This window comes from Pseudonocardia sp. CA-107938, from assembly GCF_050936315.1.
Taxonomy (GTDB): Bacteria; Actinomycetota; Actinomycetes; order Mycobacteriales; family Pseudonocardiaceae; genus Pseudonocardia.
This window is the reverse complement of sequence record NZ_JBNJNA010000001.1, coordinates 1,004,824-1,020,888: the sequence shown is the minus strand read 5'-3', so window position 1 is coordinate 1,020,888 and position 16,065 is coordinate 1,004,824. Positions and strand designations below refer to the sequence as shown.

Here is a 16,065-nt window from a genome sequence, read left to right as displayed (position 1 = left end):
GGAGCTGTAACGGTGTAAGCGCGGAGGTGTGCCGTGGACGAGCTCGACTCCTACTCCCGCACGGTCACTGCGGTGGCCGCGGAGATCACCGGCAAGGTTGCGGCGGTGCGGATCGGGCGGGGCAGCGGCTCCGCCGTCGTCACGGGCGACGGGGTGCTCGTCACCAACGCCCACGTCGTCGGGGACGCGCGCGACGGGCGCGCCGACTTCGGCGACGGCACCCAGGCGAGCGTGGTCGTGGCCGGCACCGATCCGCTGTCGGACCTGGCCGTGCTGCGCGCGCGCCGGCCCGACGAGCTGCCGCAGCCGGTCGAGCTGGGTGACGCCGACAAGCTCGTCGTCGGGCAGCTCGTGGTGGCGGTGGGGAACCCGCTGGGGCTCGCCGGCTCGGTCACCGCGGGCGTCGTGAGCGCGCTGGGCCGCTCGCTGCCCACCCGCAGCGGGCGGGCGGGTCGGGTCGTCGAGGACGTCATCCAGACCGACGCGGCGCTGAACCCCGGCAACTCAGGTGGCGCGCTGGCCGACCACCGGGCGCGGGTCGTCGGCATCAACACGGCGGTCGCGGGGGTCGGGCTGGGGCTCGCCGTGCCCGTCAACGCGACGACGCGCCGGATCCTCGCCGCCCTGCTCGCCGACGGCCGGGTGCGCCGGGCGTACCTCGGGGTGATCGGCACGCCGGCGCCCGTACCGGCGAGCGTGGCGGAGAAGTACGGCCGCACCGAAGGGTTGCGGCTGGCCGAGGTGATCAGCGGCAGCCCCGCCGCGCAGGCCGGGCTGCGCGCCGGCGACCTCGTGCTCGACGTCGGCCGGCGCCAGGTCCGCGACGCGCAGGGCGTGCAGGCGCAGCTGTTCGGCGACGCGATCGGCGTGCCGCTGCCCGTCACGGTGCTGCGCAACGGGGCGATGGTCGACGTCGTCGCCGTGCCGACCGAGCTGAGCTAGCCGACCCGGGCGGCCTCGCGCACCGTCGCCCGCAGCCACACCTGCGCCGGGTCGGCGTCGAGCCGCGCGTGCCACTGCTGCGTGATCGGGACCGGGGGCAGCTCCACGTCCAGCTCCACGGTCCGCAGCCCGAGCGCCGGCCCGTAGCGCGCGGCGAGCCGCCTCGGCACCAGCGCGACGAGGTCGCTCTCCGCGGCCATCATCGCCGCGACGGCGAACGAGCCGGCGACGGCCGTGACCCGGCGCTCCAGGCCGCGCTCGGCGAGGACGTCGTCGAGCGGGCCGCGCGTCCGCCCGCGCCGCGACGCCGACACGTGCGGCAAGGCGCACAGCTGCGCATCGGTGAGGGGTCCGGCGCGACCGGCGGGTGAAGCGGCCGCGACCACGGCGACGAGCGACTCGACGTAGAGCGGCTCCTCACGCAGGTCGGCCGCGGGCCGCGGGGCCCCGACGTCGAGGTCGACGGCTCCGGTGCGCAGCGCTTCGACGTCCTCCAGCCCTTCGCCGAGCAACCGGAGGACCACCCGGGGTGCCCGCTCGCCGATCATGCGGACGAGCTGCGGGGCGAGGGTGGCGGCAGGCCCTTCGTTGATGCGGATCGTGAAGGTGCGCTCCATGGTCGCGACGTCCAGCTCGCGGTCCGCGGTGAACACCGTCTCGGCGGCCTCGATCAGTGCCCTGACCTGCGGTGCGGTGCGTGTCGCGAACGGCGTCGGCGTGAGGCCGCGGCCCGCGCGCACGAGGACCGGGTCGGCGACGGCGCGGCGCAGCCGGCCCAGCGCCCGGCTGGTGGCCGGCACGGACAGGTGCAGCCGCGCTGCGGCGCCGGTGACGCTGCTCTCGGTCACGAGCGCGTCGAACACCCGCAGGAGGTTCAGATCCAGCTCGGCGACCACAGTTGCATCCTATGCAAGTCTGCCTGATCAATTGTGCACTGGACGCATCAATGGGTGCTTCCTAGCGTCGGCCGCATGGCAATCACCTCCCCTCCCGTGCCGCGGGCGCGCACCGGAGTCGCCGTCGCCGCGGTCACCGCGTGCGCCGCGCTCGTCGTCGGGTTCGTCGCGTCCGTCAACCTCGCGCTGCCGATGCTCGGCGGCAGCGATCTGGGTCCCTCGTCGTCGGCGCTGCTCTGGATCGTCGACGCCTACGTGCTCGTCTTCGCCTGCCTCGTCATCCCCGGCGGGGCCGCCGGCGACCGCTTCGGACGGAAGGGCGCGCTGCTCTCCGGGCTGCTGCTGCTCTCCATTGGGGCGCTGCTCTCTGCTGGTGCGCCCAACATCGCCGTGCTGCTCGTCGGCCGAGTGATCTCCGGCGTCGGCGCGGCGGCCGTGCTGCCCAACACCATCGCCTGCATCGTGCACGCCGTGCCCGTCGAGCGGCGGGCCGGCGCCATCGCGGTGTGGGCGGCCGCCATCGGCGCCGGCGGCAGCATCGGCAACCTCGGCGGTGGGGCGCTGCTCGCCGCGGGCGGCTGGCGCTGGCTCTTCGGTGCGGTCGCGCCGCTCGCGCTGCTGCTGGCGGTCGTCGTGGCCGTCGCCGTCCCGGTGTCGGCGCGGGCCCCGCGCCCGCTGCGTCCCGTTGCGACGTCCCTGCTGACCCTCGCCACGCTGGGGCTGCTGTTCGGCATCATCGAGGGACCGGAGCTGGGTTGGGGCAACCCGGTCGTGATCGGCGCGTTCGTCGCGGCGGCGCTGCTCGGCACGGCATGGGCCCGCGCCGAACTCGGCGCCGCGCAGCCGCTGCTTGACCCGCGGCTCTTCGCCATCCCGCGGCTGCGCAGCGCTGCGCTCGGCCTCGCCGTGCTGTTCTTCGGCCTCTTCGCGCTCTTCTACGTCAACGCGTCCTACCTGCAGTTCGGCCGCGGTTTCGACGTGCTGGCGACCGGACTGTCGATCCTGCCGCTCGCGCTGCCGATGATCCTCGGCGCCCGGGTGGGCCCGCTGGCCGTCGCGCGGATCGGGTCGACCGCGACGGTCGCGATCGCGTTCGCCCTGGTCGGTGGCGGCCTGCTGGCCCTCTCCCGCGTCGACGTGAGCACCCCGTACGTGCTGTGGGCTGCCGGGCTGGTCGTCATCGGCGCCGGTGGCGCGCTGGCCATGCCCGTGCTGTCGTCCGACATCGCGGCGGCCGTCCCCGCGGAGCAGGCCGGCGTCGCCGGCGGCCTGCAGTCGACGACCCGCGAGCTGGGTTCCGCCCTCGGCGTCGCGGTCATCGGAACGGTGCTGACCGGCGCGTTCACCTCGGCGCTCCCGGCCGGGACACCGCACACCGTGGCCGGCGCGTTCGCCGCGGCCGGTGTAGCGCACGACACCGTCCTCCAGGCGTTCGTCGGCGCAGCCGGCACGGGGCTCGCCACGATCGGGATCGTGACGCTGCTGTGCGGCGCGCTGGTCACCGCGCAGACGCTCATCAGCGGACGATCCCGTGCTCCCAGGCCCACGCGGCGATCTCGACCCGGTTCCGCGCCGACAGCTTCGCCTGGACGTTCGTGAGGTGCGTCTTCACCGTCGACAGCGAAACGAACAGCTCGGCCGCGATCTCCGCGTTGGTGCGGCCGCGGGCCACGGCCTGCACCACCTCCAGCTCGCGCGGGGAGAGCGGCTCGGGCAGGGCAGGCGCCGACCGCGGGGTGGCGAGGTGCTCCAGCAGCCGCACCGTGATCGACGGGGAGACGAGCGCGTCGCCGTTCGCCGCGGCCCGCACGGCCTCGACCAGCAGCCGCGGGCCCGCATCCTTCAGCAGGAAGCCGCAGGCGCCGGCGCGCAGGGCGCCGTACACGTACTCGTCGAGGTCGAACGTGGTGACGACGACGATCCGCGGCGGGCTCGGGTCACCCATCAACGCGCGGGTGGCCGCGAGCCCGTCCAGCTCGGGCATGCGGATGTCCATCAGCACCACGTCGGGCTTCAGTGCGCGAGCCTTCGACACGGCGTCGACGCCCGTCCCGGCCTCCCCGACGACCTCGAGATCGGACTCCGCCGAGAGGATCAGCCGGAACCCGGTGCGCACCATCTCCTGGTCGTCGGCGAGCAGCACCGTCGTCATGCGGCACCGCGCAGCGGCAGCCGGGCCGCGACCTGCCACACGCCCGCGCCCATCGGGCCGGCGGTCAGCTCGCCGTCGAGGGCGGCGGCCCGCTCCGCCATGCCGGCGAGACCGAACCCGCCCGTCCCGCCCAGCGGGGCCTGCCGGCCCTCGCTCCCGTCGTTGCGCACCGTCACCAGCAGGGCCCCTTCCCGGATCCGCAGATCGATCTCGACGGCCGTCACGCCCGGAGCGTGCCGGCGCACGTTGGTCAACGCCTCCTGCACGATGCGGTACCCCGTGACGGCCACCCCGGCCGGGAGCACGGCGTGCTCCAGCCCGGCGTCCATGGTGAGCTTGACCAGCTGCTCGTCCGGATCGAACCGGTCGATCAGCGCCGGCAGATCGGCCAGCTCGGCGCCGGGGGTGCGGGCGCCCGCGGAATCGTCGCCGGTCTCCTGGCCGCGCAGCACGCCGACCATCCGCCGCATGGCCTTCAACGCGTCCGTGCCGGCGGCCTCGATAGCGGCGAGTGCCCGGTCGACCTCGTCGGGGGACGTCCGGGCGACGACCGCGGCCGCCTGAGCTGCCACGACGATGCCGGTGACCTGGTGCGCCACGACGTCGTGCAGCTCCCTGGCCAGCTCCATGCGCTCGCTCGACCGGGCGTCGTCGAGCGCGGCTCGGCGGCGGGTGTCGATCTCGCGCAGCGCCAGCCCGATCGCCACCGACCCGCCCCAACCCAGCGCGCACAGCGTCGCGAAGGCGGGGATGGCCGACTCGCCGACGATGCGCGCCGCCGCCGTGGACACGATGGCCACGGCGGCGACCCCGGTGAGCCACAGCGCCCGCCGCAGCTCCAGCGACCGCAGGATCTGGATCACCAGCAGGGCCAGCGCCAGGTCCTCGGTGAACGAGAGGTCGACGATGGACGTGCTGGTCCGCGGCAGGACGACGTGCATCGTCGCCGATACCGCGGAGAACACCAGCGAGGCACCCAGCGCCGCGCTCGCGATCGTCGTCAGCGGCATGCCGGGACGGCGGCGCAGCAGCACGATGCCGGGGACGACGACTCCGGCGATCACACTCAGCCAACCGCCGTCGGAGAGGGCCGCAGCGATGTCGATGAGGAACCAGAACGCGTAACCGGCGAGCTCGAGGGCCAGACCGATGTGTCGCCACGCCAGGCGCAGGAGGCGGACCACTCCGGCAGCCTAGGTGGCGCCGTCGGGACCGTCCTCGGCCGGAAGTACGACGCGGCGCCGGGTCACCCGGTCGGGCACCGATCGACCGGAAGTACGAGTGCGACGGGCCCGGTTCGCACCGGCGACCGAGGTGTGGACGGGCGGTCCCGCGGCATCGTGGTCGGCATGCAGGACGTGATCTCGACGGTGCTCGGCACGGCGGGCTGGCTGACCGGTCTCCTGGTGCTGGTGGTGATGGCAGCACTTCCGCTGCTCGAGTCGTTCGGCCGTCAGCGATGACGCCCGTGCTGCGGGCCGCGCATCTGGGCCACCGGTACGGCGCCACGACGGTGCTGCGCGACGTCGACATGGTCGTGCACCCCGGGGAGACGGTGGCGGTGACCGGCCCCTCGGGGTCGGGCAAGTCGACGTTGCTGCACTGCCTGGCCGGCATCCTCGCGCCGGCCGAGGGCGAGGTGTGGTTCGGGGAGGACCGCATCGACCGCTGGTCGGAGGCCCGCCGGACCGCGCTGCGCGGTTCCCGGTTCGGGTTCGTCTTCCAGTTCGCCGCGCTCCTGCCGGAGCTCCCGTCCGTCGAGAACGTGGCGGTACCCCTGATGCTCGCGGGCATGCGCCGCGCCGACGCCGTCGCGCGGGCGGCCGCGTGGTTCCCGCCGCTCGGGCTGGCCGGGCTGGAGGACCGTCGGCCCGGCCAGCTCTCCGGCGGCCAGGAGCAGCGCGTGGCGATCGCCCGCGCGCTGGTCACCGAGCCCGCCGTCGTCTTCGCCGACGAGCCGACGGGCGCGCTGGACTCCGCGGCCGGCGCGAAGGTGTTCGCGGCTTTGGCCGCGCTGACCACCCGCACCGGCGCCGCGCTCGTCGTGGTGACGCACGACCAGGAGATCGCCGCCCGCTGCAGCCGCACGGTGGCGCTACGCGACGGTGCAGTGGTGCCCGGGGTTGCGGCATGACCGGTCCCGCATCGAGAACGAAGTTACGGTCGACTGAATCGTTTCAAAACAACCACAACTTCGTTCTCGACGAGTACCGGGCGGGGTGGCCCGCGTGATCGGGCTCAGCATCCGGCTGCTCCTCGCCGGGGGGCGCCGTGCCGCCACGGCGGCCGGGCTCGTCGGTGCCGGGGTGGCCGTGGCGACGTTGCTGCTCGCCGTCACCCTCGGTGCCCTGCACGGCTGGGACGCCCGCGAGAGCCGCGTCGGGTGGCGCGCGGACCCCGAGGTGATCGGGCAGGTGGCGAGACCCGCCGATCCGGCCGGCGCGATCCGGGTGCGCGTCGACTCGGTCGCCGGCCGGCCCATGGACGTGGTGGACGTGAGCGCCACGCGTCCTGTGCCGGCTCCGCCCGGGCTGCGGGAGTTCACGGCGCCGGGGCAGCTGTGGGTGTCGCCCGCGCTCGCCGAGTTGCTCCGCACATTGCCGCCGGGGCAGCTCGCCGACCGCTTCCCCGGGCCGGTCACCGGCGTGATCGGCCCGGCCGGCCTGCGTGACGCCGGGGAGCTCGTGGCGGTCGTCGGCCACGAGGTACCCGTCGCGGACGCCGTCCCGGTCGCCGGCTTCTCCCGACCCGCCGGCACCACCATGCTCCTCGCCTACCGCCAGCTCACCTACGTCGCGGTGGCGCTGCTGCTGTTCCCGGTGCTCGGCCTGCTCGGCTCGGCCGCGCGCCTCACCGCGTCGCGCCGCGCGGAACGGCTCGCCACGCTGCGCCTGCTCGGCGCCTCCACCCGCCAGCTGACCGTCGTCGCCGTCACCGAGGTGACGCTGGTGGCGACCGTCGCCGCGGTCGTCGGCATCGTCGCCGAGTGGCTGCTGTCGCCCGCGCTCGCCACGATCCCGCTGGGCGGCAGCGGCTGGTACGTCACCGACCTGCAGGTTTCCCCGCTGGTGGCGCTCGCCGTCGTCGGTGGGGTCGCGGTGCTGGCCGCGCTGGCGGCGATGCGCGGGATGCGCGCCGTCGTCGTCGGCCCGCTCGGCGTGGTGCGCCGGCAGCAGCCGCGCGGGCTGCGGTGGTGGCACCTGCTCGGCGTCGTCGCCGCGCTCGGCGCGTTCGGCATCGTCCAGGTCGTGCTGCGCAACAGCGACGTCGCCTTCGTGGGCGTCATCATCGGGACGTCCGTGCTCACGATGTTCGGCGCCGTGTGGCTGATCGGGCCGTGGGTGATGCGGCTGCTCGGCGGCACGATGGCGCGCTCGTCGCGGTCGGTGCCGCGGATGCTCGCCGGTCGCCGCCTGCTCGACGACCCGCGCGGCGCGTTCCGCCCGCTCGCCGGGCTGACGCTCGCCGTGTTCGTCGCCGGGTTCCTCGCCCCGCTCAGCGGGCTCGTCGGAGAGGGTTACGCCGGATCGTCGGACCTCCGGCTGGGGGAGACCGTGTCGGTCGCGCAGGCGCAGGACCAGCTGCAACGGCGCGGTCTGGCCGCCACCGTCACCGGCTCGGTCACCGGGCCGCGGGTGCAGCCGGCGCCCGGCACGAACCGCGACGAGGTGCGCACCGCGCTCACCCCGCTCGCCGGGGAACCGGTCGTCTCGGCCGCCGAACGCGACGCACCGAACGTCGAGATGGGTGCGGACATCTTCCGCGGCATCCTGATCGTCCTGGTAGCGACGTTCCTCGTGGCTGCGACCTCGGCCGGGACGACGGCGGCCGCGCGGGTGCTGGACCAGCGCCGGACGCTGCGGCTGCTGAACCTCGCCGGCACCCCGCTGGCCGTCATCGGCGCGGCGCGGCGCGCGGAGACCCTGCGGCCGCTGCTCGTGTGCTCGGGCATCGCACTGGCCGCCGGGCTGCTGTGCGCGTCGCCGATCGCCTCCGCAGCGTCCGCCCTCGCCACGCCCGGACTGGTCGTCCTGGGATCGGTGGTGGTGGTCGGGATCCTGCTCGTGATCGCGGCGTCGGCAGCGAGCCGGCCGCTGCTGCGCTCGGTCACGCAGGAGCGGGTGGCGGACTGAGGTGGGGTCCCGCGGGGCGGGGCGGGGCGCGGCGGGACCGCGGGCCGGGGCTCGCGCGTCGATCATGGGCAGAACGTCGTGGTTCGATCTCGTGGAGCGACGTTTTGCCCATGATCAACAGCATCACGGCCGGCTCGTGCGCCGCGTCGAACGGGCACCTACGCCGACGGAGCAGTGCGTCGAGAACTCGCCGTACCGCGAGTCCAGCGACGGAGTCTGGCGGCTCAGCCCGTCGGTTCGAGGAGGAACACGGGGATGAGCCGGTCGGTCTTCTCCTGGTACTCGGCGTAGGGCGGGTAGGCGGCGACGGACCGCTTCCACCAGATGTCGCGCTTCTCGCCGGAGAGCTCCCGCACCGTGTAGTCCTTCGTCACCGTGCCGTCCTGCAGCTCGACGATCTCGGAGTCGCGGATGCTGGAGTACCAGCCGGGGTGCTCGGGCGCGCCGCCCTTCGACGCGACGGCCGCGTAGCTGCCGTCGTGCTCCACGCGCATGAGGGGGAGGTGCCGCAGCTTGCCGCTCTTGCGGCCGCGGTAGGTGATCAGGACGATCTCCATCCCGTTGATGCCCAGCCCCTCGGTGGTGCCGGTCTCGAGGATCTTGTCGATCTGGTCCTGGGCCCAGTCGGGGTGCTTGCTGGTGACGTGTTCTCCGGTCAGCGGCATGATCGGGGCAACCGTGCGGGCGCCTTGGATGTTCCCGGTCTACCGTCGCGGCATGGCTGAACGGGCGGTGGGCGTGACCCCGCCACGGGTGATGACGATCGCCGGCACGGACTCCGGCGGCGGCGCCGGCGTCGCGTCCGACCTGCGCGCGCTGGCGGCCTGCGGGGTGCACGGGTGCGTGGCCGTGACGGCGGTGACGGTGCAGAACTCCGTGGCCGTGACGGGCGTGCACGTGCTGCCGCCGGAGACGGTGGCGGCGCAGATCGAGGCGGTCGCCACCGACATCGGGCTGGACGCGGTGAAGACCGGCATGCTGGCCACCGCCGGCATCATCGCCGCGATCGCGGAGACGTGCGACCGGGTGGGGATCGGCGGGGGCGGCGGCACACCGTTCGTCGTGGACCCCGTGGCGGCGTCGATGGGTGGGGACCAGCTGCTGGCCGACGAGGCGCTCGACGCGTTCCGCGCGCAGCTGTTCCCGCGGGCGACGGTGGTGACCCCGAACCTCGACGAGGTGCGCCTCCTGACCGGCATCGACGTGCACGACCGCGACGCGCAGTACGCGGCGGCGAAGGTGCTGCACGGCATGGGCCCGCAGTGGGTGCTCGTGAAGGGCGGCCACCTCGTCGAGGACGAGTCGGAGTGCGTCGACCTCCTCTACGACGGCACGTCGTTCACCGAGTACCCGGGTCCGCGCATCGTCACCGGCAACACGCACGGGGGTGGCGACACCATGGCGTCGGCGATCTCCGCAGGCCTCGCCCGGGGGCTTTCCGTGCCGGACGCGGTGGCGCGGGCGAAGCGGTTCGTCACCGAGTCGGTGCGTCGCTCGTACGACCTCGGCCGTGGCCACGGGCCGGTGTCGCCCCTCTGGGCGGTGCGCGAATGGTGGGACGGGGGGAGCGTCGGCTGATCTGCGGGATTACAGTCCCGCCTTGATGAGCATCTTGGGCACCCGCGTGCAGCGGGTCGAGGATCCGCTGTTCCTGACGCGCGGGGCGGTCTACACCGACGACCTCACCGACGAACGCCTGGCCGGGGCGCTGCACCTGACGCTGGTGCGGTCGCCGGTCGCGCACGCGCGCATCACGTCGATCGACGTCGCGGCCGCGCGGGAGGCGCCGGGAGTCGTCGACGTCGTGACGGGCGCCGATCTCGGGCTTCCCCCCGCCCACCTGTGGCCGGGAGCGCCGAAGGAGACCTCGCGCGCGTTCCTCGCCACCGACAAGGTCCGGTTCGTGGGTGAGCCGGTCGTCGCGGTCCTGACCGAGGAGCTGTACCAGGGCCAGGACGCCGCCGACCTGGTGGAGATCGACTACGACCCGCTGCCGGCGGTGGTCGACCTCGAGGCGGCGCTGTCGGACGAGGTGGTGCTGTTCGAGGACCTGGGCACCAACCTGGTCGGCGGGTTCGGCCACGACGAGGAGTTCGACGAGCACCTGTTCGACGACTGCGACGTGGTCGTCACGCAGCGGATCGTGAACCAGCGCCTCGCCGCCGCGCCGCTGGAGACGCGGGCGGCGTCGGCGGTCTGGGGTGCCGACGGTCGGCTCACGATCTGGGCGTCGACGCAGAACGCGCAGTCGGCGAAGGCAGCGGTGGCCGCGTGGCTGAACGTGGACGGCGACCGGGTCCACCTGATCACGCCGGACGTCGGCGGCGGCTTCGGCGCGAAGATCGGCGCCGACCCCGAGTTCGCGCTGGTCGCGCAGCTGGCACAGCGGACGGAGCGGGCGGTGCGCTGGCACGAGTCCCGGTCGGAGAACATGACCGGGATGCTGCAGGGCCGCGCCCAGCTGCAGACGATCACCATCGGCGGCAACCGCGACGGCGACGTGCTCGCCTACCGGCTCGACATCCTCGCCGACGTGGGCGCCTACCCGCGGATCGGCGCCTTCCTGCCGTTCTTCACGCGCCAGATGGCACCTGGTGTCTACGACATCCCGCGCGTCGAGTCGCGGGCGCGCATGGTCGTCACGACGACCACGTCGATCGGTGCGTACCGCGGTGCCGGGCGACCGGAGGCGACGGCCGCGATCGAGCGGGCGATGGACCTGTTCGCCGCCGAGATCGGCATGGATCCCGCGCAGGTGCGGCGGCGCAACGTCGTCGCGCCGGACAAGTTCCCGTTCACCAACAAGGGCGGCGCCACCTACGACTCCGGCGAGTACGCGGCCGCGATCGACCGGGTGCTGGAGGCCGCCGACTACACCGGCCTGCGCGCCGAGCAGGCCGCTCGCCGCGAGCGCGGGGACGCGGTCGCGCTGGGCATCGGCGTCTCCGCGTACGTCGAGATCACCGGCGGCGGCGACTACAGCGAGCACGCATCGGTGGAGGTGCACCCCGACGGCACCGTGACGGTGCTGACCGGCACCTCACCACATGGCCAGGGGCATGCCACGGCTTGGGCGATGCTCGCGAGCGAGCACCTCGGCATCCCCGTCGAGAAGATCACGGTGCTGCACGGCGACACCGACCTGATCCCGAAGGGCTCCGGCACGATGGGCTCGCGCAGCCTGCAGACCGGTGGCATCGCCGTCCACAAGGCGGCCGGGGAGCTGGCCGAGCTGGCCCGCACCCGGGCCGCCGACGTGCTGGAGGCGAACGTCGACGACCTCGAGGTGGTCGACGGGGCCGTCCGCGTGCGCGGCACCACGACCGCGATCACGCTCGCGGCGCTCGCCGAGCGCGAGCCGCTGCAGGTGCAGACCGTGTTCGACGGGGGCGCGCCGTCGTTCCCGTTCGGGGCGCACGTGGCGGTCGTCGAGGTCGACCTGGAGACCGGACGGGTCGTGGTGGACCGCATCGTCACCGTCGACGACGCCGGCCCGGTGCTCAACCCGCTGCTCGCCGACGGGCAGCGCCACGGCGGCATCGCCCAGGGCATCTCGCAGGCGCTGCTGGAGGAGGTGCGCTTCGACGAGGACGGCAACCCGATCACGTCGACGCTCGCCGACTACGCGTTCCCGTCCGCGGCCGAGCTGCCCAGCTTCACCCTCGTCGACATGGCCACCCCGACGCCGTACAACCCGTTGGGCGCCAAGGGGATCGGCGAGGCCGGCACGATCGGGGCCACGCCCGCGGTGCAGAGCGCGGTCGTCGACGCGCTCGCCCACCTCGGGGTCCGGCACATCGACATGCCGCTCGCGCCGCTGCGCGTGTGGGAAGCCATCGAGGCGGCCAGGGAGGGCGCGTGAAGATCGCGATCACGGTCAACGGCGAGCACACCGACGCCGACGTCGAGCCGCGCACGCTGCTCGTGCACCACCTGCGCGACGTGCTCGGCCTCAAGGCCACCAACATCGGTTGCGACACCACGTCGTGCGGTGCGTGCACGGTGCTCGTCGACGGCGAGTCGGTGAAGTCGTGCACGGTGCTCGCCGCGCAGGTGGACGGGCTGTCGGTGACCACGCTGGAAGGGCTCTCGGCGAACGCCGACGACCTGCACCCGGTGGCCGCGGCGTTCCGCAGCGAGCACGGCCTGCAGTGCGGGTTCTGCACCCCGGGCATGGTGATGGCGGCCGTCGGGCTGCTCGCGGAGAACCCACGGCCCACCGAACGCGAGGTGCGGGAAGGCCTGGAGGGCAACCTCTGCCGCTGCACCGGCTACCACAACATCGTCCGCGCCGTGCTCGTCGCGAGCGGCCAGGACCCCGACGAGGTCACCGGCATCGCCGCCCGTTCCGGCGCGAGCGGGCAGGGCATCGAGGCGGCTCCCGGCTTCTCCACCGGAGGCCCCGCATGATCCCCGTCGGCTTCGAGTACGTGCGCGCCACCAGCGTCGACGAGGCGATCGAGCTGCTCGTCGAGCACGGCGAGGAGGCCAGCCTGCTCGCCGGCGGGCACTCGCTGCTGCCGGTGATGAAGCTGCGCCTGGCCGCGCCCGAGGTGCTGATCGACATCGGCCGGCTGCCCGAGCTCGCGTACGTCCGCGCCGATGGCGACGCGATCGCCATCGGGGCCGGCACCCGGCACCGCACCCTGGAGTCGTCGGAGCTGCTGGCCGCCGAGTGCCCGCTGCTGCCCGCCGTCGCGCGCACCGTCGGGGACCCGCAGGTGCGCCACCGCGGCACGATCGGCGGCTCCCTCGCGCACGGCGACCCGGCCTCCGACCTGCCGGCCGCCGTGCTCGCGCTCGGCGGCAACGTCGTGCTGCGCTCGCCCCGCGGCGAGCGCACCGTCCCGATCACCACCTTCTACACGGGCGTGTTCTCCACCGTCCGGGATCCCGACGAGCTGATCGTCGAGATCCGGGTGCCGCGCACCGGCGGCGCCGGCTGGGCGTACGAGAAGTTCGTGCGCCGCGCCAACGACTGGGCGATCGTCGCCGTGGCCGTCGTCGACGGGCGGATCGGGCTGGCCAACATGGGACCCACCCCACTGCGGGCGACGGCGGCGGAGGCGGCGCTGGCCGACGGCGCGTCGATCCCGGACGCCGCGGCCCTCGCGGACCGGGGAACGGACCCGGTCTCCGACGTACCAGCGACGGCAGAGTTCCGCCGCCACCTGGCGAGGGTGCTGACGAAGCGCGCGCTGACCACAGCAGCAGGCTGACCCACCCTCGCCCCGCGAGTTGCCCGGTTCAACAGGGCGAGTTGGCCGGTTCAGCAGGGCGAGTTGGCCCGTCGCACCCTGCGAACGCGCCAACTCGCCCTGTCGAGATGGCCAACTCGCGGATCGCGGGGGCGGGGGGTTAGACCGTGCCCGTCCAGAGGAGGGCGGCCGCGACGACTCCGGCTACCACGATCAGGGTCCGTAGGAGGGTTGCCGGGAGGCGGCGGGCCACGCGGGCGCCAACGTAGCCGCCCACCATCGAGCCGCCGGCCAGCAGGACGACGACGAGCCAGTCGACGTGCGCGACGGCGGCGAACACCAGCCCGGCGACGACGTTGGCGGCCATGACGGACGTGGTGCGGATCGCGGCGATCACACGGAACGCGACGTCCAGCCCCAGCGCCAGCACGGCGATCATGAGGACGCCGGCGCCGGCGCCGAAGTAGCCGCCGTAGAGGCCGGTGAGCAGCACGAACACCGTGGTCGTCGGCGAGAGGGCGTACCGCTGGCCGCCACCGCGCCGCGCGGCGAGCCAGCTCGACAGGCGCGGCTGGACCCCGACGAGCAGGCAGGTGCCGAGGATCAGCCACGGCACGATCGCCTCGAACACGGTCTCCGGCAGCGCGAGCAGGAGGACCGCTCCGGCGGCGCCGGCGATCCCGGTCAGCACGACCACGCGGCGGGTGAGGGCCGGTTCCTCGCGCAGTTCGTCGCGGAAGCCGACCGCGCCGCCGATGCCGGCAGGGATGAGCCCGATGGTGTTGGACACGTTGGCCACCACGGGCGGGATCCCGACGGCGAGCAGCACCGGGAAGCTCAGCAGCGAGGCCACCCCGACGCTGGAGGTGAGGATGCCCGCGCCGAAGCCGGCGAGCACGACGGCGAGCTGCTCCAGTGCGGACAGGGCCCCTCCTCGGGTCGTGCACCCACTGCACCACGCCCCCGAGCGGTGATCAACCGTGTCGCACCTCGCGCGCCCACTCCGCGCGCGGCTGGGTGTGCAGGGTCCAGTAGTGCTCGGCGATGTCGTCCGGGTCGTACGCGGTGCCGGGCGCGACGGGCCCGCCGACCGTCACCGACGCGACGTGCACGCCGGCCGGACCGTAGGTGGCGTCGAGCAGGTCGACCGCCGTGCGGACGGCCGCCTTGCCGAGCGACAGGCTCACGTAGGCCGGCACCGGTTCGGGCATCCCGCCCGTCACGACGAACGTGCCGCGGCCGCGCGCGGCCATGCCCGGCAGGGTGTGAGCTGCGGCGGTGAGCACGCTCCCGACGTTGACGGCGAGCGTGTCGAGCAGCTCAGCCGCGGAGAGCTCGCCGACGGCGTCGGCGCGGATCACGGCCGTGTTGTGCACGACCACGGCCGGCGGCCCCAGCTCGTCGGCGGCTCGGTCGAGCGCTGCGCGAAGCGCCTGCTCGTCGGTGGCGTCGGCGGTGAGTGCCAGCGCTCCGGGCAGGTCCGCGGCCAGCGGTTCGACGGTGGCGGCGCTGCGGGCGATCAGCGCGACCGCGTAGCCCTCCTTCGCGAACCGCGCTGCCACGGCCCGCCCGATCCCGGGGCCGGCCCCGATCACCACTGCTGCATCCATGCGGTCGACGCTAAAGTGTGACACCGATGAGAGGGTCAAGCCTGCGCATCGGGGAACTCGCGGCCCGCACCGGGGTCAGCGTGCGGCTCCTGCGCTACTACGAGGAGCAGGGCCTGCTGCAGCCCGAGCGGCTGCCCAGCGGCTACCGGGTCTACGCCGAGAGCGACGTCGACACCGTCGCCCGCGTACGGGTCCTCCTCGCGGCCGGCCTGTCCACCGCGACGATCGCCCAGGTGCTGCCGTGCGTGGCCGGCACGGACCCGGTGGTGCCGATCTGCCCGGACATGGTCGCCGTGCTCCGCCGGGAACGCGCCCGCATCGACACCTCGATCGCGGCCCTGGAGGCGTCCCGCGCGTTGCTGGACGACGTGATCGCGGCCGTTCCTTAGGCGATGAACCGCGCGACGATCAGGGTGATCAGCGGCGAGTTCGGCACCTGCTGGTGCATGTGGTCGGGGAGGACGGCCAGCTGCGATCCGGGGATCAGCTCGTGCATGTCGACGGCGTGCTGCAGCCGGACGAAGTCGCTGTCGCCGAGCACGATCAGCGTGGGCGAGGTGATGGCGAGCAGCTGGTCGTCGGTCCAGCCGGGCAGCGGGTTGAGTGCCTGCTGGGTCTTGCGGGCGGTCTCGGCGAAGCGGTCTGGGGTGGGCGACACCTCGGCGTGGGCGGCCACCATCGCCGCGAAGTCCGCGGGTGTCGGCAGCAGCGGAGAGTCCTGCGCGGGGTCGAAGATCTCGGGGCGGTAGCCGCCCTCGCGGTAGTGCGCGGACGCCACCACCGCGCGCCGCACCCGATCCGGGTGCCCGGTGAGCAGCTCCATCGTGACGAGCCCGCCGAGGCTGAACCCGAACACGTCGGCACGGTCGAGCCCGAGGTGGTCGAGCACACCGACGACGTCGGACGCGAGGTCGGCAAGGGTGAACTCGCGGTCGACGTCGGGCGTGTGCCCGTGCCCCTGCAGTTCGACGCCGATCACCCGGCGGTCCTTCGCGAGCTCGCCGACGACCGGGCCGAACGTCAGGTCGGTGGTGAGCAGCCCGCCGTGCAGGAGCACGAGCGGGTCGCCGGCACCATGCTCGGAGTAGTGGACGTCGAGGCCGTTCACGGTTGCGTGGGTCATGCCGTGGAGAC

General features: G+C 74.0%; 16 protein-coding genes. 9 read left to right on the top strand and 7 right to left on the bottom strand.

Features of this window, described 5'->3' with window-relative positions:
- The first annotated feature begins 33 nt into the window (after positions 1 to 33).
- Positions 34 to 942 (top strand): S1C family serine protease, encoded by a 909-nt coding sequence (locus ACQEVB_RS04990; protein ID WP_432965658.1) that lies wholly within the window; start codon positions 34 to 36, stop codon positions 940 to 942.
- Here ACQEVB_RS04990 and ACQEVB_RS04985 read toward each other — a convergent pair.
- Positions 939 to 1,838, bottom strand: coding sequence for a LysR family transcriptional regulator (locus ACQEVB_RS04985; RefSeq protein ID WP_432965655.1), 900 nt, complete (start codon positions 1,836 to 1,838; stop codon positions 939 to 941). The two genes, ACQEVB_RS04990 and ACQEVB_RS04985, sit on opposite strands and share 4 nt — an antisense overlap.
- 75 nt (positions 1,839 to 1,913) lie before the next feature.
- On the opposite strand from ACQEVB_RS04985, the gene ACQEVB_RS04980 reads away from it, so the two are divergent.
- Positions 1,914 to 3,437 (top strand): MFS transporter, encoded by a 1,524-nt coding sequence (locus tag ACQEVB_RS04980; protein ID WP_432965652.1) that lies wholly within the window; start codon positions 1,914 to 1,916, stop codon positions 3,435 to 3,437.
- Here ACQEVB_RS04980 and ACQEVB_RS04975 read toward each other — a convergent pair.
- Both ACQEVB_RS04975 and ACQEVB_RS04970 read right to left on the bottom strand, forming a co-directional pair.
- Complete coding sequence (locus ACQEVB_RS04975; RefSeq protein ID WP_432965650.1) at positions 3,355 to 3,990, bottom strand: response regulator; 636 nt, start codon at positions 3,988 to 3,990, stop codon at positions 3,355 to 3,357. The genes ACQEVB_RS04980 and ACQEVB_RS04975 overlap by 83 nt on opposite strands.
- A complete protein-coding gene (locus ACQEVB_RS04970; RefSeq protein WP_432965648.1) occupies positions 3,987 to 5,174 on the bottom strand; it encodes a sensor histidine kinase in 1,188 nt (395 codons plus the stop codon). Before ACQEVB_RS04970 ends, ACQEVB_RS04975 begins: the two co-directional genes overlap by 4 nt.
- A gap of 275 nt (positions 5,175 to 5,449) precedes the next feature.
- On the opposite strand from ACQEVB_RS04970, the gene ACQEVB_RS04965 reads away from it, so the two are divergent.
- On the top strand, positions 5,450 to 6,124 hold the full coding sequence (locus tag ACQEVB_RS04965; RefSeq protein WP_432965645.1) for an ABC transporter ATP-binding protein: 675 nt from the start codon (positions 5,450 to 5,452) through the stop codon (positions 6,122 to 6,124).
- A gap of 94 nt (positions 6,125 to 6,218) precedes the next feature.
- The gene (locus tag ACQEVB_RS04960; RefSeq protein ID WP_432965642.1) at positions 6,219 to 8,123 is read left to right on the top strand and encodes an FtsX-like permease family protein; all 1,905 of its coding nucleotides are present in this window, start codon (positions 6,219 to 6,221) and stop codon (positions 8,121 to 8,123) included.
- A gap of 224 nt (positions 8,124 to 8,347) precedes the next feature.
- Here ACQEVB_RS04960 and ACQEVB_RS04955 read toward each other — a convergent pair whose 3' ends face one another.
- Positions 8,348 to 8,788 (bottom strand): nitroreductase family deazaflavin-dependent oxidoreductase, encoded by a 441-nt coding sequence (locus ACQEVB_RS04955; protein ID WP_432965639.1) that lies wholly within the window; start codon positions 8,786 to 8,788, stop codon positions 8,348 to 8,350.
- A gap of 52 nt (positions 8,789 to 8,840) precedes the next feature.
- On the opposite strand from ACQEVB_RS04955, the gene thiD reads away from it, so the two are divergent.
- Genes thiD through ACQEVB_RS04935 form a run of 4 tightly spaced genes read left to right on the top strand, consistent with a single transcriptional unit; the run spans position 8,841 to position 13,342 of the window.
- The gene (thiD, locus tag ACQEVB_RS04950) at positions 8,841 to 9,701 is read left to right on the top strand and encodes a bifunctional hydroxymethylpyrimidine kinase/phosphomethylpyrimidine kinase (RefSeq protein ID WP_432965636.1); all 861 of its coding nucleotides are present in this window, start codon (positions 8,841 to 8,843) and stop codon (positions 9,699 to 9,701) included.
- A gap of 25 nt (positions 9,702 to 9,726) precedes the next feature.
- Positions 9,727 to 11,985: a xanthine dehydrogenase family protein molybdopterin-binding subunit gene (locus ACQEVB_RS04945; protein WP_432965633.1), complete on the top strand. Its 2,259-nt coding sequence runs from the start codon at positions 9,727 to 9,729 to the stop codon at positions 11,983 to 11,985.
- Positions 11,982 to 12,533 (top strand): (2Fe-2S)-binding protein, encoded by a 552-nt coding sequence (locus tag ACQEVB_RS04940; RefSeq protein WP_432965630.1) that lies wholly within the window; start codon positions 11,982 to 11,984, stop codon positions 12,531 to 12,533. Before ACQEVB_RS04945 ends, ACQEVB_RS04940 begins: the two co-directional genes overlap by 4 nt.
- Positions 12,530 to 13,342, top strand: a complete 813-nt coding sequence (locus tag ACQEVB_RS04935) for an FAD binding domain-containing protein (RefSeq protein WP_432965627.1) — start codon at positions 12,530 to 12,532, stop codon at positions 13,340 to 13,342. Before ACQEVB_RS04940 ends, ACQEVB_RS04935 begins: the two co-directional genes overlap by 4 nt.
- A gap of 139 nt (positions 13,343 to 13,481) precedes the next feature.
- On the opposite strand, the gene ACQEVB_RS04930 is transcribed toward ACQEVB_RS04935, so the two are convergent.
- Both ACQEVB_RS04930 and ACQEVB_RS04925 read right to left on the bottom strand, forming a co-directional pair.
- On the bottom strand, positions 13,482 to 14,219 hold the full coding sequence (locus ACQEVB_RS04930; protein ID WP_432965624.1) for a sulfite exporter TauE/SafE family protein: 738 nt from the start codon (positions 14,217 to 14,219) through the stop codon (positions 13,482 to 13,484).
- Positions 14,220 to 14,295: 76 nt separating this feature from the next.
- Positions 14,296 to 14,931 carry an SDR family NAD(P)-dependent oxidoreductase gene (locus tag ACQEVB_RS04925; RefSeq protein WP_432965621.1) on the bottom strand — a complete coding sequence of 212 codons (636 nt, stop codon included), beginning with the start codon at positions 14,929 to 14,931 and terminating at the stop codon, positions 14,296 to 14,298.
- Between the two features lie 41 nt (positions 14,932 to 14,972).
- On the opposite strand from ACQEVB_RS04925, the gene ACQEVB_RS04920 reads away from it, so the two are divergent.
- Positions 14,973 to 15,320 carry a MerR family transcriptional regulator gene (locus ACQEVB_RS04920; RefSeq protein WP_432980146.1) on the top strand — a complete coding sequence of 116 codons (348 nt, stop codon included), beginning with the start codon at positions 14,973 to 14,975 and terminating at the stop codon, positions 15,318 to 15,320.
- On the opposite strand, the gene ACQEVB_RS04915 is transcribed toward ACQEVB_RS04920, so the two are convergent.
- Positions 15,317 to 16,054: an alpha/beta fold hydrolase gene (locus tag ACQEVB_RS04915; protein ID WP_432965618.1), complete on the bottom strand. Its 738-nt coding sequence runs from the start codon at positions 16,052 to 16,054 to the stop codon at positions 15,317 to 15,319. The two genes, ACQEVB_RS04920 and ACQEVB_RS04915, sit on opposite strands and share 4 nt — an antisense overlap.
- Positions 16,055 to 16,065: the final 11 nt, after the last annotated feature.